This window comes from Candidatus Avedoeria danica, assembly GCA_016703025.1.
Lineage (GTDB): Bacteria > Chloroflexota > Anaerolineae > Epilineales > Epilineaceae > Avedoeria > Avedoeria danica.
The window spans coordinates 470,997-495,731 of sequence record JADJCV010000004.1 but is presented as its reverse complement, the minus strand read 5'-3'; the positions used below and the strand labels follow the sequence as shown (position 1 = coordinate 495,731).

20 protein-coding genes are annotated in these 24,735 nt (G+C 72.4%); 18 read left to right on the top strand and 2 right to left on the bottom strand.

Going from position 1 to position 24,735, the window contains the following annotated elements; all coding sequences use genetic code 11:
- The first annotated feature begins 155 nt into the window (after positions 1 to 155).
- From IPG72_05315 to IPG72_05230, 18 genes are all read left to right on the top strand, one after another.
- Positions 156 to 629 (top strand): cell division/cell wall cluster transcriptional repressor MraZ, encoded by a 474-nt coding sequence (locus IPG72_05315; protein ID MBK6768442.1) that lies wholly within the window; start codon positions 156 to 158, stop codon positions 627 to 629.
- The gene (gene rsmH, locus IPG72_05310) at positions 626 to 1,567 is read left to right on the top strand and encodes a 16S rRNA (cytosine(1402)-N(4))-methyltransferase RsmH (GenBank protein ID MBK6768441.1); all 942 of its coding nucleotides are present in this window, start codon (positions 626 to 628) and stop codon (positions 1,565 to 1,567) included. Before IPG72_05315 ends, rsmH begins: the two co-directional genes overlap by 4 nt.
- Positions 1,564 to 2,139, top strand: a complete 576-nt coding sequence (locus IPG72_05305; GenBank protein ID MBK6768440.1) for a hypothetical protein — start codon at positions 1,564 to 1,566, stop codon at positions 2,137 to 2,139. The genes rsmH and IPG72_05305 overlap by 4 nt, the downstream gene beginning before the upstream one ends.
- Positions 2,136 to 3,806, top strand: coding sequence for a penicillin-binding protein 2 (locus IPG72_05300; GenBank protein ID MBK6768439.1), 1,671 nt, complete (start codon positions 2,136 to 2,138; stop codon positions 3,804 to 3,806). The genes IPG72_05305 and IPG72_05300 overlap by 4 nt, the downstream gene beginning before the upstream one ends.
- Positions 3,807 to 3,901: 95 nt before the next feature.
- A complete protein-coding gene (locus IPG72_05295) occupies positions 3,902 to 5,011 on the top strand; it encodes a phospho-N-acetylmuramoyl-pentapeptide-transferase (protein MBK6768438.1) in 1,110 nt (369 codons plus the stop codon).
- A gap of 139 nt (positions 5,012 to 5,150) precedes the next feature.
- Positions 5,151 to 5,660, top strand: coding sequence for a hypothetical protein (locus IPG72_05290; GenBank protein ID MBK6768437.1), 510 nt, complete (start codon positions 5,151 to 5,153; stop codon positions 5,658 to 5,660).
- Between the two features lie 2 nt (positions 5,661 to 5,662).
- Positions 5,663 to 6,919, top strand: a complete 1,257-nt coding sequence (locus IPG72_05285) for a cell division protein FtsW (GenBank protein ID MBK6768436.1) — start codon at positions 5,663 to 5,665, stop codon at positions 6,917 to 6,919.
- Positions 6,873 to 7,958, top strand: a complete 1,086-nt coding sequence (locus tag IPG72_05280) for a UDP-N-acetylglucosamine--N-acetylmuramyl-(pentapeptide) pyrophosphoryl-undecaprenol N-acetylglucosamine transferase (protein ID MBK6768435.1) — start codon at positions 6,873 to 6,875, stop codon at positions 7,956 to 7,958. Before IPG72_05285 ends, IPG72_05280 begins: the two co-directional genes overlap by 47 nt.
- 2 nt (positions 7,959 to 7,960) lie before the next feature.
- Entirely contained in the window at positions 7,961 to 8,743 is a 783-nt protein-coding gene (locus IPG72_05275) for a hypothetical protein (protein MBK6768434.1), read from the top strand.
- Positions 8,743 to 9,297, top strand: a complete 555-nt coding sequence (locus IPG72_05270; protein ID MBK6768433.1) for a hypothetical protein — start codon at positions 8,743 to 8,745, stop codon at positions 9,295 to 9,297. Before IPG72_05275 ends, IPG72_05270 begins: the two co-directional genes overlap by 1 nt.
- Before the next feature lie 13 nt (positions 9,298 to 9,310).
- Positions 9,311 to 11,758, top strand: coding sequence for a UDP-N-acetylmuramate--L-alanine ligase (gene murC / locus IPG72_05265; GenBank protein MBK6768432.1), 2,448 nt, complete (start codon positions 9,311 to 9,313; stop codon positions 11,756 to 11,758).
- Positions 11,742 to 12,614: an FtsQ-type POTRA domain-containing protein gene (locus tag IPG72_05260; GenBank protein ID MBK6768431.1), complete on the top strand. Its 873-nt coding sequence runs from the start codon at positions 11,742 to 11,744 to the stop codon at positions 12,612 to 12,614. Before murC ends, IPG72_05260 begins: the two co-directional genes overlap by 17 nt.
- 26 nt (positions 12,615 to 12,640) lie before the next feature.
- Positions 12,641 to 13,885, top strand: a complete 1,245-nt coding sequence (gene ftsA, locus IPG72_05255; GenBank protein ID MBK6768430.1) for a cell division protein FtsA — start codon at positions 12,641 to 12,643, stop codon at positions 13,883 to 13,885.
- 197 nt (positions 13,886 to 14,082) lie between these two features.
- Entirely contained in the window at positions 14,083 to 15,204 is a 1,122-nt protein-coding gene (gene ftsZ / locus IPG72_05250; GenBank protein ID MBK6768429.1) for a cell division protein FtsZ, read from the top strand.
- 273 nt (positions 15,205 to 15,477) lie between these two features.
- On the top strand, positions 15,478 to 15,969 hold the full coding sequence (gene nrdR / locus IPG72_05245) for a transcriptional repressor NrdR (protein MBK6768428.1): 492 nt from the start codon (positions 15,478 to 15,480) through the stop codon (positions 15,967 to 15,969).
- Positions 15,970 to 16,209: 240 nt separating this feature from the next.
- Positions 16,210 to 18,756, top strand: a complete 2,547-nt coding sequence (locus tag IPG72_05240) for an adenosylcobalamin-dependent ribonucleoside-diphosphate reductase (GenBank protein ID MBK6768427.1) — start codon at positions 16,210 to 16,212, stop codon at positions 18,754 to 18,756.
- A 28-nt stretch (positions 18,757 to 18,784) separates the two neighbouring features.
- A complete protein-coding gene (locus IPG72_05235) occupies positions 18,785 to 19,573 on the top strand; it encodes a CYTH domain-containing protein (protein MBK6768426.1) in 789 nt (262 codons plus the stop codon).
- Positions 19,563 to 21,215 (top strand): Ppx/GppA family phosphatase, encoded by a 1,653-nt coding sequence (locus IPG72_05230; GenBank protein ID MBK6768425.1) that lies wholly within the window; start codon positions 19,563 to 19,565, stop codon positions 21,213 to 21,215. The genes IPG72_05235 and IPG72_05230 overlap by 11 nt, the downstream gene beginning before the upstream one ends.
- Positions 21,216 to 21,318: 103 nt before the next feature.
- Here the strand turns inward: IPG72_05230 and IPG72_05225 are convergent, their stop codons facing one another.
- Positions 21,319 to 22,788, bottom strand: coding sequence for a hypothetical protein (locus tag IPG72_05225; protein ID MBK6768424.1), 1,470 nt, complete (start codon positions 22,786 to 22,788; stop codon positions 21,319 to 21,321).
- 110 nt (positions 22,789 to 22,898) lie between these two features.
- Positions 22,899 to 24,350: a hypothetical protein gene (locus IPG72_05220; protein MBK6768423.1), complete on the bottom strand. Its 1,452-nt coding sequence runs from the start codon at positions 24,348 to 24,350 to the stop codon at positions 22,899 to 22,901.
- Positions 24,351 to 24,735 lie beyond the last annotated feature (385 nt).

Sequence of the window (24,735 nt, the reverse complement as noted above, 5' to 3'; positions counted from 1 at the left end):
CTGTGGACAACTAAACCTTAAAAGTTGGTCAAGGTGGGTTGTGGACCGGCCATGCGTTATGGTAAGATCCACCGGTGTGGAGAATCGTGGTGAATTGTGGATGAAACGCATCTCGTTTACCTCGATGATTGCGAGCCGAGTGGGAAGGAAACCCCGTGTCTGCCTGGGATCTGGACGGCGAGCTACGGTGCAGCATCGACGACAAGGGCCGGGTGATCATCCCGAAGCCCTTCCGCGAGCCGTTCGAGGCCGGTCTGCACATGATCCGCGGCCTGTCGGGCAAGTGCCTCTGGCTGTTCCCTTTGGACGAGTGGCCGGCGCAACGGGCGGCGCTCCTGGCGCACCTCACCGCCGGCGCCGGCGCGGTGGACGCGGTCCGATTCCTGCGCACGGGCTTCGCCGAGACACCGGATCGCCAGGGGCGGGCGATGATCCCGGCGCCGCTGCGCGACCACTGCGGCCTCAAGCCCAACTCCGCCGTCGCCGCGCTCGGCATGGGCCACCGGCTCGAACTCTGGAGCGCCGAGCTCTGGCAGAAGCAGGCCGTCGACGTGATCGGCCAGGTGGCGGAGATCATGGCCGCCGCCGATCTGGCGGCGATGCGCGGCGACGCAGAGCCGACGCGATGACGACGCGCCACGCCCCGGTCCTCCTCGCCGAGATCCTCGAGCTGTTGGCTCCGGCGCCCGGCGGCCACTGGTTGGACGGCACGCTGGGCGGCGGCGGCCACGCCGAGGCGCTGCTGATGCGCACCGCGCCCGACGGCCGGCTGCTCGGCATCGACCGCGACCCGCTGGCGCTCGCGCGGGCCGCCGAACGGCTGGCCGCGTACGGCGACCGACTCGTTTTGGCCGAAGGAAACATCGCCGACCTCGACGCCGTCGCCGACGCGAACGCCTGGCCGCCGTGCAACGGCATCCTGTTCGATCTCGGCATCTCGTCCGACCAACTCGACGATCCGGCACGCGGCCTGTCGTTTCAATCCGACGGCCCGCTCGACATGCGGCTCGGCCCCGACGCCGACATGACCGCCGCCGACTGGGTGAACGACGCCGCCGAGGCCGACCTGGCCGACGTCATCTGGCGCTACGGCGAGGAACGAGCGAGCCGACGGATCGCCCGCGCGATCGTGGCCGCCCGCCCCCTCCGCTCGACGCGCGCGCTGGCCGACGTCGTGGCGCGGGTCGTCCGCCCCGAGCGGGGTCGGCGACCGGTCCATCCGGCCACGCGCACGTTCCAGGCACTCCGGATCGCGGTGAACGACGAGCTGTCTGCGGTGGAGCGCGCCGTGCCGCAGGCCTTCGGGCGGCTCGCGACCGGCGGGCGTCTGGCGGTGATCAGCTTCCACTCGCTCGAGGACCGGATCATCAAGCGCGCCTTCAAGGCCGCCGCCACCGGCTGCACGTGCCCGCCCGAGATGCCGCTGTGCGTATGCGGCGGCCGCCCAACGGTCCGCCTCGTGACGCGCCACCCCGTGACGCCCACCGAGGACGAGTGCCGCGCGAACCCGCGCGCCCGCAGCGCCAAGCTCCGCGTCGCCGAGCGCCTGGCCGAGGTGGCGGCGTGATCGCGCGGCGCGTCGGCGCGCGCGGCGTCGATCCGGGCCAGCTGCCGTCGCACGGCGGCGGTCCGCGCGAGGCCGTGCACCGCCGTACGGCTGCGATGCCGCGCCCGGACGCGTCCCCCTACCTCGACCGGCGCCCGCCCGTCGCCGCCCTCGCCCCGACGGTCCTCGTCGCGGTCCTCGGCTTCACGATGGCGGGCCTGCTCTGGGTCCGCCAGGCGAACTCCGTGGCGGACACCGGGCGGGCGATCGCCCACCTCCTCGAGCGCCGTGAAGCGCTGCTCATGCAGCGCGCTGCGGCCCGTGTCGCCCTGGCGCAGGCGACGGACCCCGGCGGCCTGGCGGACCGGGCGCGCGGCCTCGGCTTCGTGCCGGTCGAGGAGGCCGCGGTCGAGGTCGTCGTCGTCACGGCGGCCGCGGCGCCGGCCGGGTCGGCGGCGCTGGCCGAGCCCGGACGCCGCAGCCCGCTCGAACTCATCGTCCCGCCGGCCGAAGTGCCGCCCGCCGCCGCGGACGAGCCCTCGCTCTCAGCGATCCCGCTCTCGTTCTGGCAGGCGCTGGAGCCGAGCCCGTGAGGGGCCGCGTGGACTACCCGCGGCTGCCGTGGCTCGGGCTCGCGCTCTTCGGCGCGATGGCGCTCGTCGCCGGCCGCGTGGTCTGGCTGAGCGCCCGGCCGGCGTCGGCGGCGGGCGCTGCCTGGGAGCCCTCGACGGAAGTGCTGCCGCAGCGCGGCGCGATATGGGACCGGCGGGGGCGCTTGGTGGCCACCGAGAGCTACGACCGCTACGAGGTGATCCTCGAGAAGGCCAAGCTGCCGGACCCGGCGGGCTTCCTGGCCGCGGCGACGCCGCATCTGGGCGCGCGGGCGGACTTCGTCCGTCAGCAGCTCGACGAGCCGGCCGTAAAGTGGGTGACGGTGTTCAGCTACGCCCAGCGGGAGGCGGCGGACGCCGTCAAGGCCCTCGCGCCGCCAGAGGCCGTCTTCATCCGGCCGCTCGCCAGCCGGCACTACGCGCTGGGCGAGGCGGCGGGCCACGTGACGGGCTTCGTGGACTCGAACGGCAACGGCGAGTACGGGATCGAGGCGGCGTACAACGCCCAGCTGACCGGGGTCAAGGGCCACACGCCCGGCCCGTTCGGCACGGACCCGCGGGCGTACGTCCCGCCGCGCGAGGGCACGGACCTGGTGCTGACGATCGACCGCGACATCCAGCTGGCGGTGTGGCGGATCCTGGCGGCCCACATCGGAACGCAGGACGCCACGGGCGGGACCGTCATCGTCCTCGAACCGTCGACCGGCGACGTGCTGGCATCCGTCAGCTACCCGGCCTACGACCCGAACAACTTCGCCGCGGCCGACGTGAACCGCTACATCGACCCGGCCGTCGGCGCCTACTACCCGCCCGGCAGCGTGCTGAAGCCGCTGAGCCTTGCCGCGGCGATCGACGGCGGGATCCTGTCGCCCAACTCCACGTACGACGACACGGCCACGGTCTTCTACCAGGGGGTGACGATTCCCAACCAGGACTACACGGCCCACGGCGCGGCGACGATGTGGCAGATGCTGCAGCTCTCGTTGAACGTCGGCGCCGTCCATGTGGCCGACACGCTCGGCAGCGCCCGCTTCTACCGCGCGCTCGACGCGTTCGGCCTCGGCCGGCCGACGGGCATCGACGTCGCGGGCGAAGCGCCGGGCATGATCGTCCAGCCGGGCGCCGAGGGCTGGGTGGGCAGCAACTTCGCCTACAACGCGTTCGGCCAGGGTCTGGACGTCACGCCGCTCCAGATGGCGGTGGCGATGGCAACCATCGCAAACGACGGGGTGCGAATGACGCCGCGCGTCGTGCGCCAGCTGCGCGCGGACGGGGCACCGCCGCAGGACGTGGCGCCCATCCCGGTGGCCCAAGTGATCTCCGCCGCCACCGCCCGCACGATGCGCACGATGCTCGAGAGCGTCGTCGCCGAGACCGCGACGGGCGCCGAGATGGCCCACCACACGTCCGGCGGCAAGACCGGCACATCGGAGTTGTTCGACAGCGACGGCAACGGCGAGGACGACCTGATCGCCAGCTTCTGTGGTTTCTTTCCGGTCTCCAAGCCGCGGGCCGTCATCCTCGTGAAGCTCGACCGGCCAGTCGGTGAGCGCGGCAGCCGGGTGGCGGCGCCGATCTTCGCCGAGGTGGCGGAGGTGGTGGCGGGGGCGTTGGGGGTGGTTGGGGACAAGACGGGGGGCGACGAGTGATGACTGAAGTCGTCTTCATCGTGGGTATTGGGGCTCTGTTCGCGCTGAGTGCGTTCGCTGTGACCGCCATCGCAACCAGGCCCCTCACGAAGTGGTTGGCACAGCGCCAACTCGGAAAGGCCATTCGCGAGGATGGGCCGAGCCACGGATCGAAGGCCGGGACGCCGACGATGGGCGGCATTGTGCTCGTCCTGGGGATACTCCTCGGCATCGGCGCCGCGGCCGCCTTCGGAACGTGGCTCCTGAGTCGGTTCTTCGCGTTCGGGGACTATTCGTACGAGGTCACCAAGAGCGCCCGCGCGGCAGCTATCACGATGGCGTGGGCGTTGGCCGCGACGGCCGGCGCGACGCTGCTGTTCGGAGCGATCGGGCTCATGGACGACTGGCACGGGCTGGCACGCAAGGGACGGGCGCGCGCCTTGGGGATCGGACTGTCCGCCCGCCGTCTTCTTGCCCTGCAATTCGCCGCAGCCCTCGTCGTCGCCCTACTTCTCGCGCGGATGCCGGCAGCCATGCCAACCAACTCGGCTATGCCGGGATTGCGGCCTTCGCCCCACCCAACCGCACAGAGCCTCCTCACGCTAATCGTGCGTGATCCGACGTCGCTTGGAACGACGTTTGGACCATTGGCGTGGCTCGCGGTGGCGTCGATCGTGCTCGTCGCTATGGTCAACGGTGTGAACCTAAGCGACGGCCTCGACGGACTGGCCGCCGGCGTTGCGGCGATCGCCTTCGCCGCGCTCGGCCTGTGCTTGCTGCGATTGCAGTTCGCGCGACCCGATACGCTGAGCATGACGTCGGTCGTCGATTTCTCGCACTTTCTGCTCTGCTTCGCCGTCGCCGGCGCCTGCCTCGGCTTCCTCGTCCACAACCGCTACCCCGCCAAAGTCTTCATGGGCAACGTGACGTCCATGGCCCTCGGCGGCGCCCTCGCCACGATCGCCCTCGCCACCGGCACGTGGCTGCTGCTGCCGCTCATCGGCATCGTCTACGTCGCGGAAGTGCTCAGCGACATCATCCAGGTCGGCTACTTCAAGTGGACCGGCGGCAAGCGCGTCTTTCGGATGGCGCCGCTGCACCACCACTTCGAGCTGGGTGGGATGCACGAGACCGCCGTGACGCGGCGGTTCTGGCTGGCGGGCGCCGCGGGCGGTGCGCTGGCGGTGGGGTTCGTGTACTGGGCCACGTGGGGGATGTCGGGATGATCGAAGGCAACCGAAGCTTTGCGATGTGCACGCATGCATCCGTCCCCTTGCCCCCAAGGGGAGGGACAGGCTGGCCACAGGCCAGCCAGGGCTGGGGATACGCGGGATGCGGATCCCCCACAATCATCGGAGACCGACCGTGAACGACACCTCCCTGGCCGCGCCCACCCTTCCCCGCCTCAAGACGATCGAGACGATCGGCACGCGCGACGGCGTCACGTGGCTGGCGGCCGAGCTCGCCGCGACCGGCGCGCAGGCGATGGCCCGCCTCCGCCCGTGGCCCGGCATGGTCCTGCCGATCGTCGCCGCGCACGACGTGCCAGCGGCCCTCGGCGGCTGGGCGCGGGCGTGCGCCGGCAAGGCGCGCTACGTCGTGATGTTCGGGCCGTCCGCACCCCGGCTGGCCGGTGCGATCGCGCAGGTCGGCGGCGGCGTGATCGTCGTCCGGTGCGCGGACATGGCGGATGCCGTGCAGGCCGCCGGGCGGCTGGCGCACGTGGGCGACGCGGTGGCATGGACGCCGCTCGCACCGCGGGCAGAGGGCGTCAACGGCGGCGAAAGCGACGCATGCGACACAACCGCCTCGTTCCGCGCCCGCGCCACCGAATGGGTACTGGCGGCCCGCCACGACGCCTGGGTGGCAGCGTGACGATGACGCAGCGCGCAGCGGGCGACGTGCAGGCAACGCGGCCGGCGATTCATGCGCCGGCGTCGCCCGCCGCGCCCCACGACGCGATGCACGCGCCGCCGCGGCCGAAGCGACAGCGGGACGGCGTCCTGATCGGGGCCGTCGGGCTGCTCCTGCTCATCGGCATCCTGGCCGTCTTCACCGCCAGCGACAGCGCCGCGCTGCAGGGGCACCTCATGTGGTCGGCCGTCGGGATCACCGCCGCCGGCGTCGTCGCCACGATCGGCGACTACCGGCTCATCCAGCGCTGGTCGCCGCTCCTGTTCATCGGGCTGATCGGCCTCCTCGTGCTGGTGCTCCTCGTCGGCCAGGAGGTGAACGGCAGCACGCGCTGGCTGTTCGGCGGCTCCGTCCAGCCGGGCGAGCTCGCCAAGCTCGTCGTCGTCATCTACATCGCCGACTGGTTGTCGGGGCGGCCGCACGAGATCCGGCAGTTCGCGGTCGGCCTCGTGCCGTTCATCGTCCTCGTCAGCCTGGTCTGCGGCCTGATCATCCTCCAACCGAACTTCTCGACCGCCATCCTCGTCCTCGGCATCGCCAGCGCGATGCTCGTGGCGGCCGGCGCCCGGATCGACCAGATGCTCATGAGCGGCTCGATCGCCGTCGTCGTCCTGACCGGGGCGCTGATCATGGCCGACTACCGCGTCAGCCGCGTCCTGGGCTTCCTGAACGCCAGCGGCATGGCCGACGGCGCGAACTGGCAGCCGAACCTGGTGCAGGGCGCCGTGCTCCGCGGCGGCTGGTTCGGCGTCGGGCTCGGCAACGGACAGTACAAGCACTTCATGCCGCTCTCCACCGGCGCCACGGACGCCGTGTTCGCCGTCATCGGCGAGGAGACCGGCGTCCTCGGCTGCCTGCTCGTCGTCGCGCTCTTCGCCACCGTCGCGTGGCGCGGCATGCGCATCGCGCGCGGCGCGCCCGACCCGTTCGCCAAGCTGGCGGCGCTCGGCGTGACGTGGTGGATCGTCAGCCAGGCGTTCGTGCACATGGCCGTCGTCACGCGCCTCATTCCGTTCACCGGCGTGCCGCTGCCGTTCATCTCGTCCGGCGGCAGCAGCCTCACCACGACGCTGGTGGGCGTCGGGCTGCTCGTGGCGATCTCGCAGCGGGTCGATCCCGCAAAGGTGACGCCGTATGGTCTTGTGGATTTCCGGTGGTGGAACCGCCGGTCACGTGTATCCCGCGCTTACCGTGCGCGGCGCGCTGGGCTCGCGGGTTAGCGCCGTGATGTGGTATGGCCGCGCCGGCGGCATGGAGGCGACGCTCACGGCCCGGGCGGGCATCCCGTTCCGCGCCGTGCGGACCGGCGCCCTCGTCGACCGCGGCCCGCGCGGCGTCCTTGCCGGCGCCGTCGCGATCGCCCGCGGCACGCTCGCCGCAGCCCGCGACCTCCGCCGCGAGCGGCCCGACGCCGTCTTCGTCACCGGCGGCTACGTCAGCGTCCCGCTGGCCGTCGCCGCCCGCCTCACGGGCACGCCGCTGTGCGTCTACCTGCCGGACATCTTCCCCGGCCGCGCCGTGCAGCTGATCGCCCGCCTGGCCGACCGCATCTGCGTGACGGCCGGAGCGGCGCTCGACGCCCTGCCCCGCCGCGCCCGCGACCGGGCAACCGTCACCGGCTACCCGGTCCGCCCGCTCGTCCGCGACGCAGACCGCGCCGCCGCGCGCGCCCGCCTCGCCGTCGCGCCCGACGACGCCGTCGTGCTCGTCTTCGGCGGCAGCCAGGGTGCGCGCCGGATCAACGACGCCGTCGCCGACGCCGCGCCTGCGCTCCTCGCGCGCGCCGTCGTGCTGCACGCCGCCGGCGCGACGACGCTGCCGGCGGCGACGGCCGCCCGCGCCGCGCTCGCCGAACGACTCGGCGCCGACATGGCCGCCCGCTGGCGCCTCGCGCCGTACTTCGAGGACGACGCGATGGCCGACGGCCTCGCCGCCGCCGACGTCGTCGTCTGCCGCGCCGGCGCCGCCGTCCTCGGCGAGCTCCCGGCGCGCGGCCTGCCGGCCATCCTCGTGCCGCTGCCGATCTCCGGCGGCCACCAATGGCCGAACGCCCGCGTTCTGGCCGACGCCGGCGCGGCCGTCGTCGTGGCGGACGCCGACATGGACGGTGCGCGCCTCGCGACCGAGGTCACGGCGCTGCTCGACGACCCGTCGCGGCGCGCCGCCATGCAGGCCGCCGCGCGGCGGCTCGACCGACCGGCGGCGGCAGAGTCGATCGCCCAGGTGATCCTGGCGATGACGAGCGGACGGGCGGCGTGACGATGATGACTTCACGTGCATCGCGGTTGGCGGCGGCGGCGAGCCTTGCGCTGTGCCTCCTCTCGGCCGGCGCCGCCTCGGCCTTGGCGCACCCGGCGTTCGGCGGCCCGGTCGACCCGGGCGCGGTGCCGGGGACCCTGCCGACCGGCGTCGACCTGAGCGCGTACGCCCTCGTGATCATGGCGGTGCTGGCCGTGATCGGCGCGGCACGCGGCGTGAAGGGGGCGACGCGGGCGATCGTCGTCACCGGCATGGCGGTCCTCCTGTTCGGGCCGGCCTGGGCCAAGGTGGCGTCCGTCATCAACAAGCAGTGGAAGCTGTTGTACGCCGGCGTCCAGGTCAGCGCCGGGACGGGTGAGCCGGCGGAGGTGTTCGCATCCATGTCCGCGATGAAGCCCATCGTGCCCGCGACGGGAGCGAATGCCGCGGTCTGGCAGATCGCGCTGTTCGCGCTGGTCGTCCTGCTCGTCGGTTACCGGGTGTTCGGATCGATCGCAGCGCGTCCTGCCGGCGGCGGCCAGCCGGGCGCGCCGCGGATGCCGCGCGTCATCGACCGCCTGGTCGGCGCGCTGGTCGGCGGCCTGACGGGCCTGCTCGTCGCCCACTTCGTGCTGCCGCGGATCGTCCCCGGGGCACGGATCAGCATCGTCGATCCGCGCCTCACGATCGCCGCGGCGGCGGCGCCGTACGCGCCGATGATCTTCTTCGGCGTCGTCGTCCTGTTGATCTTCTTCGGCGTGAAGTCGCTCGGCGGCAGCGCGCCGCGGTTCAAGGTGTACAACTGATGGTCCCGATCGAGTACGTCGCGGTCCTGTTCGTCGGCGCGTTCGGCGTCGTCGGCGTGGCGCGCAAGTTCCCGCGCGAGCTCGGCGCGACGATCGTGTACGCCGCGATGATGCTCATGCTGAGCTTGGGCGGCGACGCGCTCGGCACGCTGGTCTACGACAGCTTCAAGGGCCTCGGCCTTGCGTCGCAGACGAACGTCGACTTGTTCAAGTGGTTCGTCATGATGGCCATCATCACCGGCTTCGTCATCATCAATTACGCCGGTCAGACGCTTTCCTTTCAGGGCAAGTGGCCGCCCAACCCAGCGACCGGCCTCATCTTCGACCTGCTCATCGGGCTGTTCAACGGCTGGCTCGTCGTCTGGACGGCCTGGAAGGTGACGCACGACCTCGGCTACCCGAACACGGCCTTCGGCGGCTTCCAGCTGCCGATCACCGCCCGGGCCGACCACTGGGTCCAGCTCGCACCGCTCGCCCTGATTCCCGACCGCCTCGAGACCTGGGTGCTGGCCGGCTTCCTCATCCTCCTCATCGGCCTGCGGGTCGTTCGATGAAGGCGGTGCGGTGATGGACCCGATGCTCCCCGCACGCGGCTGGCCCGCCGGCTGCGGCGCCCCCGCCCTCGCCGCCGGCGACGCCGTCCACCTCGTCGGCATCGGCGGTGCCGGCATGCAGGCGCTGGCGACCGTCCTATTGGCGCGGGGCCTGCGCGTCTCCGGGTCGGACCGCGACGCGTCGCCCGCCCTCACCCGGCTCGCCGAAGCGGGCGCGACGGTCCACGCCGGCCACGACGCCGGGCATGTGCCCGCCGACGCCCGCTTGCTCGTCGTGACGGCCGCCCTGCCGGCGGGCAATCCCGAGGTCGACGCCGCACGCGAGGCGGGGGTGCCGATCGTGAAGGGCAAGCAGCTCCTCGGCGCCCTTGTCGACGCCGGCCGCGGCGTCGGTGTCGCGGGGACGCACGGCAAGACGACGACGACGGGTCTCGTCGGCCACATCCTCCGCAGCGCCGGCCTGGACGCCACCGTCTTCGTCGGCGGCGACATCCCGGACATCGGCGGCAGCGCGGCCGCCGGCACGTCCGACCTCGTGGTCTACGAGGCCGACGAGTACGACCGCAGCTTCCTGTTCGGCCGGCCGTACGTCGCCGTCGTCACGAACATCGAGCACGACCACCCCGACATCTACCCTGCGTTCGACGACGTGCTCGAAGCGTTCCGCGCGTTCGTCGCCCTCGTCCACTCGGACGGCCGCGTCATCGTCAGCGCCGGCTCGGACGCCATCGGCGCCGTCGTCGGCGCCGCATCCGCGGCCGTCGAGTCGTATGCCGTCCGCGCGGAGGGCCACGACGACGCATCCGCCGGGTCGCGCTGGACGGCGCGCATCGTCGGCGTCCAGCCGGATCGCCAGCTCTTCGACGTCACGTGCGACGGTGAGTGCCTCGGCACGTTCACGACGCGACTGCCGGGCGCGCACAACGTCGGCAATGCCCTCGCCGCCGTCGCCGCGGCCCGCGCGCTCGACGTGGACGTGGACGCAATCCGCACCGCCGTGGCCAGCTACCGCGGGGCGGGCCGGCGGTTCGAGGTGATCGCCGAAGTGGCCGGCATCACCGTCGTAGACGATTACGCCCACCATCCCACCGAGATCACGGCGACGCTTTCCGCCGCGCGCAGCCGCTTCCCGGGCCGCCGCATCTGGGCGATCTTCCAACCCCACACGTTCAGCCGCGTCGCGCTGCTGGCCGACGCGTTCGCGACGACGCTCGCCGCCGCCGACCGCATCGTCCTCACGCCCGTCTACGGCGCCCGCGAGACAGCCGGCGATGCCGGCACGGTCGCGATCGATGCCGCCCTGCGGACGATCAAGCGGTCCGACGACGTCCACGGCGGTGCCTCGCGCGTCGACAACCTCACGCAGGCCGCCGACGTCGTCGCGGCCGAGGCACGGCCGGGCGACGTGGCGCTGTTCATGGGCGCCGGCGACATCCAACGCGCCAGCCGCGCCGCGGTGCGCGCCCTCGCCCGGCGCGCCGCCGCCGCCGTCGCCGACGCCGCGCGCGCCGCCGGCCTCGGCGGCGACCTTCTCGGCACGTCCCCGCTCTCGGACTACACGACGTTGCGGATCGGCGGCCCGGCCGACGTGGCGGTGCGCATCCGGACGCTCACCGACCTGACGGACTGGTGGCTCCTCTCGTGGCGGCTCGGCGCGCCGGTGCGCGTGCTCGGCCGCGGCTCGAACGTGCTCGTCGCCGACGCCGGCCTGCCGGGCGTCGCGCTGATCAACCGCTGCGAGGGCTGGCACGTCGTGGCCGACGACGGCGGCTGCGAGCGCGGCGCAACGGACGGCCCACCGCCCGGCGACGATGCCGCGACGGCGCGCGTCGTCGCCGAGGGCGGCGTGACGCTGGCGGCGCTGGCGCACCAGCTCGCTCGGCAGGGCTGGGCCGGCATCGAGCCCGGCGTCGGCATCCCGGGCAGCGTCGGCGCGGCCGTCGTCACGAACGCCGGGGCGCACGGCTGGGCGATGGCCGACAGCGTCGTGTGGGCCGAGGTCGTGGCCAGCAGCGGCGAGGTCGAGCGCTGGGACGCCGGCCGGCTGGCGTTCGGCTACCGGTCCAGCGCCCTCAAGCACGACCCGTCCCACTTGGTGCGCCGCGCCGTGCTGGCCGTCCGCCGGGACGATCCGACCGCGATCCTCAGCCGCATCGCCGCCCACAGCGCCTACCGCCGCCGGACACAGCCGACAACCCCGTCCGTCGGCTCGGTCTTCCAGAATCCGCCCGGCGACTTCGCCGGACGGCTCATCGAGGACGCCGGGTTGAAAGGCCACGGCGAGGGCGGGGCACGGATCTCGCACGTGCACGCCAACTTCTTCGTGAACGAAGGCGGCGCGCACGCCCGCGACGTCCGGCGTCTCATCGCCGCGGCGCGGGCGGCCGTCGCCCGCCGCGCCGGCATCCGGCTCGACCTCGAGATCGAAACGCTTGGAGACGACGATGAAGCTCTGGTCTAGCCGTCGGCGCCGCCGCGTCACCCGCATCTGGCGCGCCAGGCGCGGCAAACAGGCGCTCGCCGCCGCACCACCGTCCCCGGCCGGCGCGGTGCCCCGCGTCCGCGCCCGCCACCGCGCCCGGACGCCCGACCTCGGCGCGCCGCTCGCGGCGCTCCTCGGCAACCCGTCGCGCGTCGCCAGCCTGGCCTCGGTCATCCTCCTCGGGGCGATGCTGGTCCACGTTTGGACCGGCCAGCGCTTCCGCGTGCACGGCGCCGTCGTCGTCGGCAACGAGCGCCTGAAGAGCGCCGCGGTGTACGCGCAGTCCGGCATCGATGGGCGGCTTGCGCTGGCGATCGACGCCGACACCGTAAAGGCCCGCCTCACCGCGCTCGCCGACATTCGGGACGCGACGATCGACGTGGCGCTGCCGAACCGGGTGACGATCCGCGTCGTCGAGACCGCACCGGCGCTGCTCTGGCAGACCGGGGCGTCCGCCGTGGCGATCGACGAGGGCGGGCGGGCGATCCCGCTGCCGCCCGACGGCGCGTGGGCGGCCGGGCTCGTGCGCATCACGGACGCCACCGGCCAGCCGCCGGCGATCGGGTCGCTCATCGGAGCCGGCACCGTCGCGGCGGCCATGGCGTATCAGGAACGGTTCGGCGCGCTGGAGTGGCGCGGACCGGCCGAAGGCTTCCGCGCCACGACCGAAGACGGCTGGACCGTCATCCTCGGCGCGGACGCCGGCCAGGCGCCGCTTCAGGCGGCCACGCTGCAAGCTTTCCGGCGCGGGCTCGACACGCCGGTCGACTCGGTCGGCCTGGTTGACCTGCGATTCCCCTCCCGGCCGTACTACCGACTGCGGTCCGGACTGTAACGACACGCACCAAAGGACCGAACGCCATGATCATCGGCATCGATATCGGCTCGCACAAGATCGTCGCGCTCATGGGCGAGGGCCTGCCCGGCGGCGGCGTGCGCGTCGTCGGGGCCGGCCACGCGCCGGCCGAGGGCATCCGGGCCGGGGAGGTCGTGAGCGTCGAGGACGCCGCGGGGGCGATCGGGGCGTGCGTCGAGCGGGCCGAGCGGCTCGCGGGGGACACATTCGACTCCGCGGTGATCGGCGTGACCGGTGCGCACGTGGTGGGCACGGCCAACCGCGCCGCCGTGCCGTGCGGCCGGCGCCCGCGGCCGATGGACGCCACCGACGTCGAGCGCGTGCTCGAGGTCGCCGGCACCGTGCCGGTGGAGCCCGAGCGCGAGGTGCTGCACGTCCTGCCGCGAAGCTATCGACTGGACGGCGGCAGCGCCGTGGACTCGCCGGTCGGCATGGAGGGCTTTCGGCTGGAGGCCGAGGTCCACATCGTCACCGGCAGCCTCGGCGCGTTCAACACGGTGCGCCGCTGCCTGAAGTTGGCCGACATCGACCGCTACAGGCTCGTCATGAGCACGCTGGCGGCGGCCGAGGCGACGGTCACGCCCGACGAGCGCGAGCTCGGCGTCGTCGTCGTCGACCTCGGGCATGCGCTGACAGGCGTCGCGTGCTTCGCGGACGGGGCGATCGTTCACACCGCCACGCTCAAGATCGGTGGGAAGCACCTGACGAACGACCTGGCCGTCCTCTTCCAGACACCGTTCGACCAGGCCGAGCGCCTGAAGAAGACGCACGGCCACGTCCTGCCCGAGCACGACGACGACCGGGCCGAGGTCGACATCGTTCCGTTCGGCGAGGAGCAGGTGCGCAGCGTTCGGCGGCGCGACGTCAGCCGCGTCCTGGCGGCCCGGGCGGATGAGATGGCGTCCATGATCCTCGCCGAGATCGAACGCGCCGGATTCGGCGACCACCCGCCGGCCGGTGTCGTGCTGGTGGGCGGCGGAACGGAACTCAAGGGCCTGCCGCATCGGCTGCAGGAGAGCTGGCGCGTGCCGGTCCGCGTCGGACGGCCGACGCAGGTGGCGGGGCTGACGAACGCCGCCAAGAGCCCCGACCACGCCGCGGCGGTCGGGCTCCTGATGTGGGCGGTGCGCGGCGTGCCGGACGCGGCCGTACCCAACGTGTCAACGAACGGCCACGCCGTGCCGCTCGGCGGCATGTTCGGCTGGATGCGCGAAACGCTCCTGCCGCGCCGGGATGGGAGGCGCGGATGAAGGCCCGAAAGGAGTGGCCTCCTCCTTGAACGCCGCTCCGCCTGCCACCCGATCCGCCTGACACTCGACCCGCCTGACACTCGACCCGCCTGAAACTCGACCCGCCTGAAACTCGACCCGCCTGAAACTCGACCCAACCGCGCGGTCCCCGCGCTCGCTACAACGAACCGTTTGACCCACCAACCCGGAGGTACCCCATGAACCCGCACCACTACACCAACCTGCACGAGAACCTGGCCACGATCAAGGTCGTCGGCGTCGGCGGCGGCGGATCGAACGCCGTCAACCGGATGATCGAAGAGGGATTGACCGGCGTCGACTTCGTCACCGTCAACACGGATGCCCAGGCGCTCCAGTTGTCCCGCGCCGGCGCGCGGCTCCAGATCGGCACGAAGCTCACGAAGGGTCTTGGCGCCGGCGGCCGCGCCGAGGTCGGCGAGCGGGCGGCCGAGGAGAGCCGCGAGGACCTCGAGGAGGCGATCAAGGGCGCCGACATGGTCTTCGTCACGGCCGGCATGGGCGGCGGGACCGGCACCGGCGCCGCGCCCGTCGTCGCCCAGATCGCCCGCGACGCCGGCGCGTTGACGATCGGCGTCGTGACGCGCCCGTTCATCTTCGAGGGCACGCCGCGGTCGCGGTCGGCGGAGACCGGGCTGGAGCGGATGGCGGAGGCCGTCGACACGCTGATCATCATCCCGAACGACCGGCTGATGTCGCTCAACGACGGCCGCTTGACGTTCCACGACGCGTTCCGCGCCGCCGACGAGGTCCTTCACCAGGGCATCCAGGGGATCTCGGAGCTGATCACCGTACCGGGCCTGATCAACCTGGACTTCGCCGACGTCCGCTCGATCATGAGCGGCGGCGGCGCGGCGCTGATGAGCGTCGGGCGCGCCAAGGGCGAGCGGCGGGCGGTCGAGTCGGCCGAGCGCGCGATCCAGAGCCCGCTCCTCGACATCACGATCGACGGCGCGACCGGCGTGCTGTTCAACGTGACGGGCGGGATGAACATGACGCTGACCGAGGTGAACGACGCCGCCGAGGTCATCGGCCGCCATCTGGACGCGAACGCGAACATCATCTTCGGCGCGGTGCTCGACCCGACGATGGACGAGGAACTCCGGATCACCGTCATCGCCACCGGCTTCCAGGCGAACGCACGCGTCGAAGGCCGCCCGACGCCGTCGAACGTGATCGACCTCTCGCACCGCCGCCCGGTGACGCGCTCCGTCGAGTCCTCGCTCCAGCGCGGGCTGCCGGTCGGCGCGTCCGACATCGACATCCCGGCGTTCCTGCGGCGCCAGTCGAACGGGGGCTGATCGACCCTCCCACCCCACACAGCCGCTGCCCTTCGGGGGGCACGAGGGCGATCGGGCTTGTCCCGGTCGCCCTCGTGCGTTGACGCGTCGATTCGCCGGGAAACCGGTTGCGGCGCGTTTCGCCGGGTGGTACAATCGCGCCCAGATACGGTGGTCCCTCGGCTGGATCGCGACGACATCTAGCGTCGGCGGCAAATTTGCGCCAAAGTCGTCGCAAACCTGTCGCATGGCACGCGGTTCCCTTTCGATTCCCGTTGCGCCTCGGAGCATACGATGAAGTGCCCGTACTGCCAGGCCGACAGCCACGTCGTCGACACGCGCGAGGTGGCCAGCACGATCCGGCGGCGCCGCGAGTGCGACGGCTGCCGGCAGCGCTTCACGACATACGAGCAGCTCTCCTCGACGAACCTACAGGTCGTCAAGCGGGATCGGCGGCGCGAGGGCTACAGCCAGGACAAGCTCCTCACGAGCATTCAGATCGCGTGCGCCAAGCGGCCGATCAGCACGGACGTCGTGAACGATCTGCTGCGAACGGTGGAGAGCGAGCTCTACCGCCAAGGGCGCAGCGAGATCGACAGCCAGCTGATCGGCGACCTCGTGATCGCCCAGCTGCGGCTGCTGGACGACGTGGCCTACGTTCGCTTCGCCTCGGTCTACCGCCGGTTCACCGACTTGGACGGTCTGGTCGACGAGATCGAGCGGCTGCGTGACCAGAAGCAGCGCGACGAGGAAGACAAGCGCCAGATGCGCTTGATCGAGGTGTAGCCGATGGCCAAGATCGCATGGCCGGCCCCCGCCGCAGAGGGCGGGCACCACGCCGCCGCTTCCGATTCCGCCGCTGCCGTTGCCGCTCCTGCCGATGACGGACCGCGCCCGACCGAACGCGACGGCGCGGAGCACGACGCCGTACCGGCACAGCTCGGACGCCGCGTGGCCGAGGGTGAACTCAACGCGCTCGGCGAACTCGGCGAGCGGATCTTCCTCGACCGGTACGCGCACAAAGACATGGACAAGGCCCACCTCTCCGTCGGCGACACCGTCGTCGTGTGCGTGGACACCGCGACGGGGCAGCGGGAGATCGGCGTCGTCACCGCGGTCGGCGGCGGCCACGCGACGGTGGCGTTGGACGGCGGCGAGTCGGTCGATCGGGCGCTCGAGCACATCGACCGGCCGATCGAGCTCCACCCGGACGAGATGCAGGCCCGTGTCGCCCGCGGGATCGCGGCCGTCGAGGCGCCCGCCGATCGGGACGCGTGGGCGGCGCGCTTCGAGTGGCTGCTCGGCGGGTGGCGGTTCGTGCCCGGCGGGCGGATCCTGACGGCGGCCGGCACGGACCAGAACCTGACGTTCTACAATTGTTATGTCATCCCCAACCCGCGCGACAGCCGCGACGGGATCTTCACGACGCTGTCCCAGATGGCCGAGATCATGTCGCGCGGCGGCGGCGTCGGGATCAACCTCAGCTCGCTCCGCCCGCGCTACGCCTACGTGCGCGGCGTGAACGGCCGCTCGAGCGGCGCCGTGTCCTGGGGATCGGTCTACAGCTTCGTGACGGGCCTGATCGAGCAGGGTGGCAGCCGCCGCGGCGCCCTGATGCTCATTCTGAACGTCTGGCACCCGGACGTGGCGGAGTTCATCGAAGCCAAGCGGACGATGGGCCGGATCACGAACGCGAACATCTCGGTGGGCATCACGGACGACTTCATGGCTGCCGTGCAGGCGGACGGCGACTGGGAACTGGTGTTCCCGGACACGAACGCGCCCGCGTACGACACGGCGTGGGACGGCGACCTGGCCGCATGGCGCGCCGCCGGGCATCCGGTCATCGCGTATAAGACGGTCCGCGCGCGCGAGCTCTGGGACACGATCATCGAGAGCGCCTGGGCCAGCGCGGAGCCGGGGGTGTGGTTCGGGGAACGAACGAACCAGTTGTCGAACTCGTGGTACTTTGCGCCCATCATCTGCACGAATCCGTGCGGCGAGCAGGGACTCCCGGCATGGGGCGTCTGCAACCTCGGCGCCCTGAACCTCGCCCGCTTCCACACCCCCGCCGGCGAGGTCGACTGGCCTGCGCTCGGGCAAGGGGTGCGCTACGCCGTGCGGTTCCTGGACGACGTGATCGACGCCACACCCTACCACTTTGCCGAGAACGAGGCCCAGCAGAAGTCGGAACGGCGCGTCGGGCTCGGGACGATGGGGCTGGCCGAGCTGATGGTGCGCTGCGGCGTTCGCTACGGCAGCGCGGAGGGCAACGCGTTCTGCGACGGGTTGTTCGCGTTCATCTCCCGCGAGGCCTATCTGGCGTCGAGCGATATCGCCGCCGAGAAGGGCAGCTTCCCGCGGTTCGAAGCCGAGCCGCTTCTCCAAAGCGGCTACATGCTGGGCATGCCCGACGAGGTGCGCGACGCCGTGCGCGCCAAGGGGCTGCGCAACGTCACGCTCCTGACCCAGGCGCCGACGGGCACGACCGGCACGATGGTGAACACGAGCACCGGCATCGAGCCGTTCTTCAGCTGGTCCTTCTACCGCAAGAGCCGGCTGGGCTGGCACGAGGAGACCGTGGCGGTCGTGAACGAGTGGCGCGCCGCGCACCCCGACGCGGCCGAGCTGCCTGCGCACTTCGTCACCGCGATGGACCTGACGCCGCTCGAACATGTCGGGGCGCAGGCCGCCATCCAGCGCTGGATCGACTCGGCGATCTCCAAGACGTGCAACGTCCCGGCCGAGTACACGATCGAACAGACGCGGACGCTGTACGAGGAGATGTACCGCCTCGGGTGCAAGGGCGGCACGATCTACCGCGACGGTTCGCGGAACGAGCAGGTGCTGCACCGGAAGGACGACGGGGATTCCACCACCGACGACGCCGCCGACGCCGTGCCCCTACACGCGGGGGGGGAGTTGGCCGGGGGGGGGGGCGACGACGCGGTGGGAACGGCTTCGTCGATGCGTGCTTGGCCGACGGCCGACGCGATTCGGCGGCGCCCACGACAGACCGTTGGGCGGACGGTGCGGGTGAACACGCCGTTCGGCAAGGCGTACGTCACGGTCAACCTGGCCGAGGAGAACGAGCCGTTCGAAGTCTTCGTGAACGTCGGCAAGGCGGGCAGCGATCTGGCGGCGGACGCCGAGGCGATGGGCCGGCTGATCAGCCTGCTGCTGCGGATGCCGAGCCGGTTGCGACCCAGCGAGCGCCTCCGGCTCGTCGTCGACGAGCTCGAGGGGATCGGCGGCAGCCGGCACGTCGGGTTCGGACCGGACCGTGTCCGGTCGATCCCGGACGGCATCGCCAGCGCGCTGCGGGACGCGACGGCCGGCGACAGTGGCGCGGAGGCCGTCCAGCCGGGGCTGTTCCCGGCGTCCGCCGAAGACGCAACGGCCATCGGAAGCGTCCAGGGTCCGAGCGGCGGCGTTCCGGACGGCCACGGCGACGGCACAGACCCCGCACCGCACATGCCGGGCGGCGACCTCTGCCCATCGTGCCACTTCGCCACGTTCGTTCATATCGAGGGGTGCCAGAAATGCTTCACGTGCGGCTATTCCGAGTGCTGAACGAAACACCCCCTCGACGTCTTCCGCAATGACCGCCCAGCCGCCCCCCATCGAGATCGAAGCCAAGTTCACCCTCGACGCGCCCGAGGTCGGCGACGCGCTGGCCGAGGCGGACACGCTGGCCGACGACATCATGCTCGGCGCCGTAGCGGAGAAGGTGGACCAGGACGACTACGCGGACACGGACGACCTGGCGCTGCTGCGCGCCGGCTGGGCGCTGCGGCACCGCACGCGGTTCATCACCGGCGCCGAGGGCTGGCCGTCCGTCAAGCACGTCGTGACGCTCAAGCAGCTCGCCGGCGCCGCCACGCTGCGGGACGGGGTCCACGTCCGCGCCGAGCACGAAGGCCCGGTCGTCGGCCCGCCGTTCGACACCGCCGGGTGGCCGGACGACGTTCGGCTGGCCGCGGAAGCGGCGGTCGGCGGCGCGGTGCCGCCGCTGGCAGAGCTCTTCACGCTGGCCCAGCGCCGGCGCGTCCGGGCGGTGACGCTGGACGGCGCGACGGTCGGCGAACTGTCGATCGACGCCGTGCGGCTTCACCTGCCCGGCGACATCCGCCGCGGCGCGGATGCGATCGCAAGCTTCGACGAGGTCGAGGTCGAGCTGGTGCCGGGCGCGACGATGGACGACCTGGCGCGTGTCGTGCCGGCACTGTCGGCCGCGAGCGGCGGACGGGCGGCCGTGGGCGGCAAGTTCGATCGCGCGGTCGAGCTGTTGGCGGAGGCGCCCGCCGTGGCCGAGCTGCCGCCGGACGAGCGCGCCCGTCTGGCCCGCGCGCTGTCGATCCTCGGCGCACGGGACGGCGATGTCGTTTGACGCCCACCGTGGTGCGATCGTAGGCGGCACGGCCGCGCGGGCCGAAGAGCGCGGCTCTCTCGACCCCGGCGACGCGGGAAGTTCGCCGCAGGTCAAAGCGTTCATCGACATCGGCACGAACTCCGTGCGGCTCGTGCTCGTGCGGATCACCGCCGACGGGAGCACGACCGAGCTGACGCAGCGCAAGGAAACCGTTCGGCTGGGCGAGGGCGAGTTCGGCACCGGCTTCCTGACGCCGGACGCGATGGCGCGGGCGACGCTCGTCGTAGGGACGTTCGCCGACATGGCGCGGGCGAACGGGGCGACGGAGATCGTGGCGATCGCGACGGCTGCCACGCGCGAGGCGCGCAACCGCGAAGTCTTCCTGTCCGGACTGCGCGACGCGACCGGGTTGGATGTCCGGCCGATCTCGGGCCTGGAGGAGGCGCGGCTCATCTATTTGGGCGTCGCGAGCGGCCTGCACCTCGGCGACCGGACGGCGGTGTTCATCGACATCGGCGGCGGGTCGACCGAGCTGATCGTCGGCGACCAGAACAGCTATCGGGCGCTCGATTCCCTGCGGCTCGGGGCGATTCGGCTCACGGCGCAGTTCTTCCGACCGGGCGACGACGGACCGGTCAGCGCCGCGCGCTATGCGGAGCTGCAGGACACCGTCCGCGCCACCGCGGTGCGCGCGCTGCAGCGACTGGCCGGCTACGGACCGCTCGACATGGCCGTCGGATCGTCGGGTACGGCGCAGAACGTGGCCGACATTGCGATCCGGCTTGCGCACAACCGGCTGCGCGAGCGGACGGACGTCGTGACGGCCGCACAGGTAGCGGACGTGGCGCGCATGTTGTGCGGGCTGCCGCAGGCCGAGCGGGCCAAGGTCCCCGGGATCAACCCGGCGCGGGCCGACATCATCGTCGCCGGCGCGGCGATCCTGCAGACGCTGCTGGAAGAGCTGGGCGTGAACGACCTGACGATCAGCGACCGCGGCCTGCGCGAGGGGCTGATCCTCGACGACCTGGACCGCCACCACCCAGGTATCCGTGCCGGCCAGACGGTGCGCGAGCAGAGCGTGCTCCAACTCGGCCGCCGCTGTCAGTTCGATGAGCCGCACCACGTCCACGTCGCCCGGCTGGCGCTCGGCCTGTTCGACTCCGCGCGCGCCGGCGGGCTCCATGACCTGCCCGATACCGCCCGCGAGATCCTGGCCCACGCCGCGATGCTGCACGACATCGGCGCCTTCCTGTCCTACAGCGGCCACGAGCGCCACACGTACTACCTGGTCCGGCACGCCCCGCTGCTCGGGTTCGACGACCACGAGATCGAGCTGCTGGCCGCCGTTGCCCGCTTCCACCGCAAGGGGTACCCGTCCAAGCTGCGCTTCGAGTACCGCGACCTGCCCCGCGCCGGCCGCCGCCTGGTCCGGCCGCTGGCCGCGCTCCTGCGCCTGGCCGAGAGCCTGGACCGAACGCACACCGGTGTCGTCCGCGACGCCCGCTTCGCCCGCCGCGACGACGGCACGCTGGCGCTCCACGTGACGACCGGCGGCGACTGGTCGCTGGAGCGCTGGGGCTTGGACGGACAGCTGACCGCGTTCGCGCGCGTGTTCGGGGAGCGACCCGCGATCTTGGCGCGGGCGGACGCGGGGACGTGACGCAGGCGTCCGCGCCACCTGGCCTATCGGCGACGCGATCGCGACCGCGTAAGTCCACGGCGGTTTTGGACAACGCCAACGGAACAGGTCGGACGAACCGCACTCACGGCACCCAGCGATACACCCCGTACCCGTCGCCATCGTCCCCCGCCGCCACCGCCTGCCCGTCGACCGGCGCGAGTCGCTTGCCCATCCGCATCACCGCGCGGTGCTCGTCGGACACGATGACGCACGCGCTGTCGCTCCGCTCCGCGAGGATCTCATCCATCTCCGCTGGCGTGGAGGCCTTCTCGTGCGGTGTGCGCTGCAGCGCGAGGAGCGCCTCGAGAACACGGCTCACGTTGCCGCTGGCGGAGAAGCTCGCGCCGATCTCGTCGTCCAGGACGACGAAGCCGTCGCGGCAGGCGGCGGCCAAAGCGATGATCGGTGCGTTCGTCTTGCCGTTCGCCGTCTCGTTCCGATAGAACGCGGCGATGCGGACGACGGACAGCACGGCCATCGCGGCGACGATCCCACCGACGGCCGCAACGCGCGGGATCCGCCCAATGCGCCAGACCTCGGCTGCCGCAAGCCCGATCGCCAGATAGGCCGCCGGCACGACGAGCCCGACGTAGCGCGCGCTGAGCGGAAAGTTGTACTCGCGGATGACGAAGGGCTGGAGGAGCACGGCGCTCGCGAGCACGCACAGCGGCAGCCGCGGACCGCGGACGGCGAGGAGCACGAGCGCAACGGCGACGGCGGGCACGACGACCCAGGCGACGGGGTCGGCCACGGCGGGCGCGCCGGCATGGTGACCGGCGCCGCTCAGCGAGTCGACGAGGCTGCCGAGCATGTCGCGCAGGCCGGCGGCGTATGCGCCGAGGTTGAGGAGCCCGCCGGCACGCAGGTCGCGTGTCGTCGTCAGGGCCGATGTGCCGCTCGTTCGCCACGCTTGCAGCCGGTACAGCACGATCGGGCTGTAGGCCAGCGCCGCGGCGGCGGCGGCGCGGGGCAGCGCGCGCACGAGGGGCCGTCGGACAGCGGACGGTTGGGCGAGCACCCATAGCGCGAGGCCGGGCAGCTGGAACACGGCCACCGGATGCGACTGCACGGCGAGGCCGGCCAGGAACGCCGCGCCGACGAGCCACCGCTGCGACGCGCCCCGCACCGCCAGCGCCGTCGCCCACCATGCGCCGACGACGGCCAGCGCGCCGAACGTGATCGCCCAGACCACGTGGCCGAACACGACGACCGGGATGAACGACGTCGCCAGGAGCAGCCCGGCCACGGTTCCGGCGGCGCGGCCGCCGAGCGCTCGCCCGGCACCGTACGTCACCGGCACGGTCAGGCTGCTGACGAGGAGCACCACGAAGCGCGGCGTCGCGACGGCCGGCGCGACCTTCAGCGCCAGCGCCGTGAGGTAGAGCATCGCGGGACCGTTGTAGCCGTTCTTGTAGGCCAGCGGCCAGAACCCGCCCTCGCCGATCTGCACGGACCACAGGATCCGCCGCACTTCGTCCGTGTAGCGCGGCACGTGCGTGAGGTACGGCAGGCGGACGGCGACTGCCAGGGCGAACAGGGCGAGGGCGAGCAAGACGTCGCTGCGGACCCCACCCGGCGCGCTGGCGCGCGCCTGTCCTCCCCATCGCTGGATGGGGAGGACGGTCCTGTCGAAGATCGAAGCTCGGCGCGTCTTGAAGGCCTTTAGCGCAGCCGAACGTTCAGCTTCGGCAGCCGCGCCTGCCAGGCGATGATGCCGGCCCGCTCGGTCACGGCCGCGCCCATTCGCACGCGGATCGACCACGCGTCGCCGCTCTTGGCGCCGGGGGCCGCCTGGACGACGACGGGGTACTCGCCGGCGCCGGCGATCGGGAAGACCGGGGCGCTCAACGCCCGCTGCCCGCCCAGGAACGTCACCGGGCCGGTCAGCGTCGCCGAGACGGTCTCGGAGGCGCCGAGGTTGCCGTACTGCACGCCCAGCGGCCGGGCGCCGTACGATCCGACCATGAGCACGAGGTCGTCGCGGTTGATCCGCACCCACGGGCCGCTCGGTGTCGGCGTCAGCGTCGGCGTCGGGGTGGGCGTGCGCGTCGGGATGGCGGTCGGGCGGGGGGTCGACGTCGGCGGCGGGGGCGGGTCGGTGGGGACGGTGCGCGGGCCGACGCGGTGCATGAGGAGACCGCCGGTGCCGACGACCCAGATCGTCTCCGGGTCGACGACCGCCAGGCCGCGGATGCTCTTGCCGGTCAGGCCGACGCCGTCGTTCACCCAGCGCTGGCCGCCGTCGGTGGTGCGCAGGATCAGGCCCTCGTCGCCGATGATCCAGCCCATGTTCGGCTGGCCGGGCGCGAAGGCGATGTCGGCCATCGTCTTGTCCGGCCGCACCTGCAGCCGCCACGTCTCGCCGCCGTCATCCGTGACGCGAACGTCGTTGCCCAGGGCGTAGCCGCGGCGCACGTCCGTGAACGTGATCGCGTAGAAGCGCTGGTCGCTGCCGGTCTCGATCTTGCGCCAGTTCCTGCCGCCGTCCATGCTCTTGGTGATCAGCCCGGCGCTGCCGGCGGCGAAGCCGGTGTTGGCATCGAACCAATAGCTGTCGAACAGCCCCTCGCCGCGACCGGTCGTGCGCCGCGTCCACTTGTTGCCGCCGTCCGTCGTGACGAGGACCTCGCTGTCGCGCGTGACGGCGACGGCCGTTTGGGCGTCGACGGCGAAGACGTTGAGGATGGCCGCGCCCGTGCCGCCGCGCTGCACGCTCCACGAACGGCCGCCGTCCGTGGTGCGCAGGATCTGGCCGGCGCGACCGACGATCCAGCCGTTGTTCACGTCGGCGAAGTCCATGGACTCCGGCCGTCGGCCGTCGTCGCACTGGATCCCCTGCCAGTGCGCGCCGCCGTCCGTCGTGCGGCCGATCACGCAGTCCTTGTCGCCGTCACCGCCGGCCAGCCAGGCGTGGTCGTGATCGACGGCGGTGATCGTGCGGAGGGTTTGGTCGTTGGGGGGGCGCTCGAAGCGCCACTCGGGGGACTGGGCGGCGGCGGGGTGGGGGCGGAGGGCGGTGAACATTGCTGCGCCGAACGCGGCGACGGTGAGGGCGCTGGCTCGACTCGCGCCGGCGCGCGAGATCGGCGTACGGCAGGTGGGAGAGTTCAACATCGGAGCGCTCCAGATCAAGGCGCCGCGGCGCGGCTGGTGGGCCACGCGGCACGGCGGCGGGTGGGCGGAGGGGCGGGCGGAGGGGCGGGCGGATGGGGCGGGCGGATGGGGCGGAGGGCGGGCAATCATCGCGCGGGGGGGGCGGGGGTGTCAAGGGGCGGGGCGCACTTGCAGGGCAAACGCATGCTGGCGGCGCCGGAGGCCGACGGCAGGGCGAGCGAGCGCACATTCGTGTCCGTGAGCAGTCGGGGCGGTGACGCGACTCAGCGCTTGCGGCCGGCGCATGAGCAAAGTGCGAGAGCAGACGACCGCAAGTCCCTCTAAGGAATCGCACGATTCCCTTTGGGTACCGAAGCGAATCCCACTGAGGAATGCCGCGAGTCCT

Bases quoted from the DNA above. Each gene is read 5' to 3' on its own strand.
- rsmH (MBK6768441.1), top strand. From the start codon at position 626: ATGACGACGCGCCACGCCCCGGTCCTCCTCGCCGAGATCCTCGAGCTG.
- IPG72_05285 (MBK6768436.1), top strand. From the start codon at position 5,663: ATGACGCAGCGCGCAGCGGGCGACGTGCAGGCAACGCGGCCGGCGATT.
- IPG72_05275 (MBK6768434.1), top strand. From the start codon at position 7,961: ATGATGACTTCACGTGCATCGCGGTTGGCGGCGGCGGCGAGCCTTGCG.
- IPG72_05270 (MBK6768433.1), top strand. From the start codon at position 8,743: ATGGTCCCGATCGAGTACGTCGCGGTCCTGTTCGTCGGCGCGTTCGGC.
- murC (MBK6768432.1), top strand. From the start codon at position 9,311: ATGGACCCGATGCTCCCCGCACGCGGCTGGCCCGCCGGCTGCGGCGCC.
- IPG72_05260 (MBK6768431.1), top strand. From the start codon at position 11,742: ATGAAGCTCTGGTCTAGCCGTCGGCGCCGCCGCGTCACCCGCATCTGG.
- ftsA (MBK6768430.1), top strand. From the start codon at position 12,641: ATGATCATCGGCATCGATATCGGCTCGCACAAGATCGTCGCGCTCATG.
- ftsZ (MBK6768429.1), top strand. From the start codon at position 14,083: ATGAACCCGCACCACTACACCAACCTGCACGAGAACCTGGCCACGATC.
- nrdR (MBK6768428.1), top strand. From the start codon at position 15,478: ATGAAGTGCCCGTACTGCCAGGCCGACAGCCACGTCGTCGACACGCGC.
- IPG72_05240 (MBK6768427.1), top strand. From the start codon at position 16,210: ATGGACAAGGCCCACCTCTCCGTCGGCGACACCGTCGTCGTGTGCGTG.
- IPG72_05235 (MBK6768426.1), top strand. From the start codon at position 18,785: ATGACCGCCCAGCCGCCCCCCATCGAGATCGAAGCCAAGTTCACCCTC.
- IPG72_05230 (MBK6768425.1), top strand. From the start codon at position 19,563: ATGTCGTTTGACGCCCACCGTGGTGCGATCGTAGGCGGCACGGCCGCG.
- IPG72_05220 (MBK6768423.1), bottom strand. From the start codon at position 24,350: ATGTTGAACTCTCCCACCTGCCGTACGCCGATCTCGCGCGCCGGCGCG.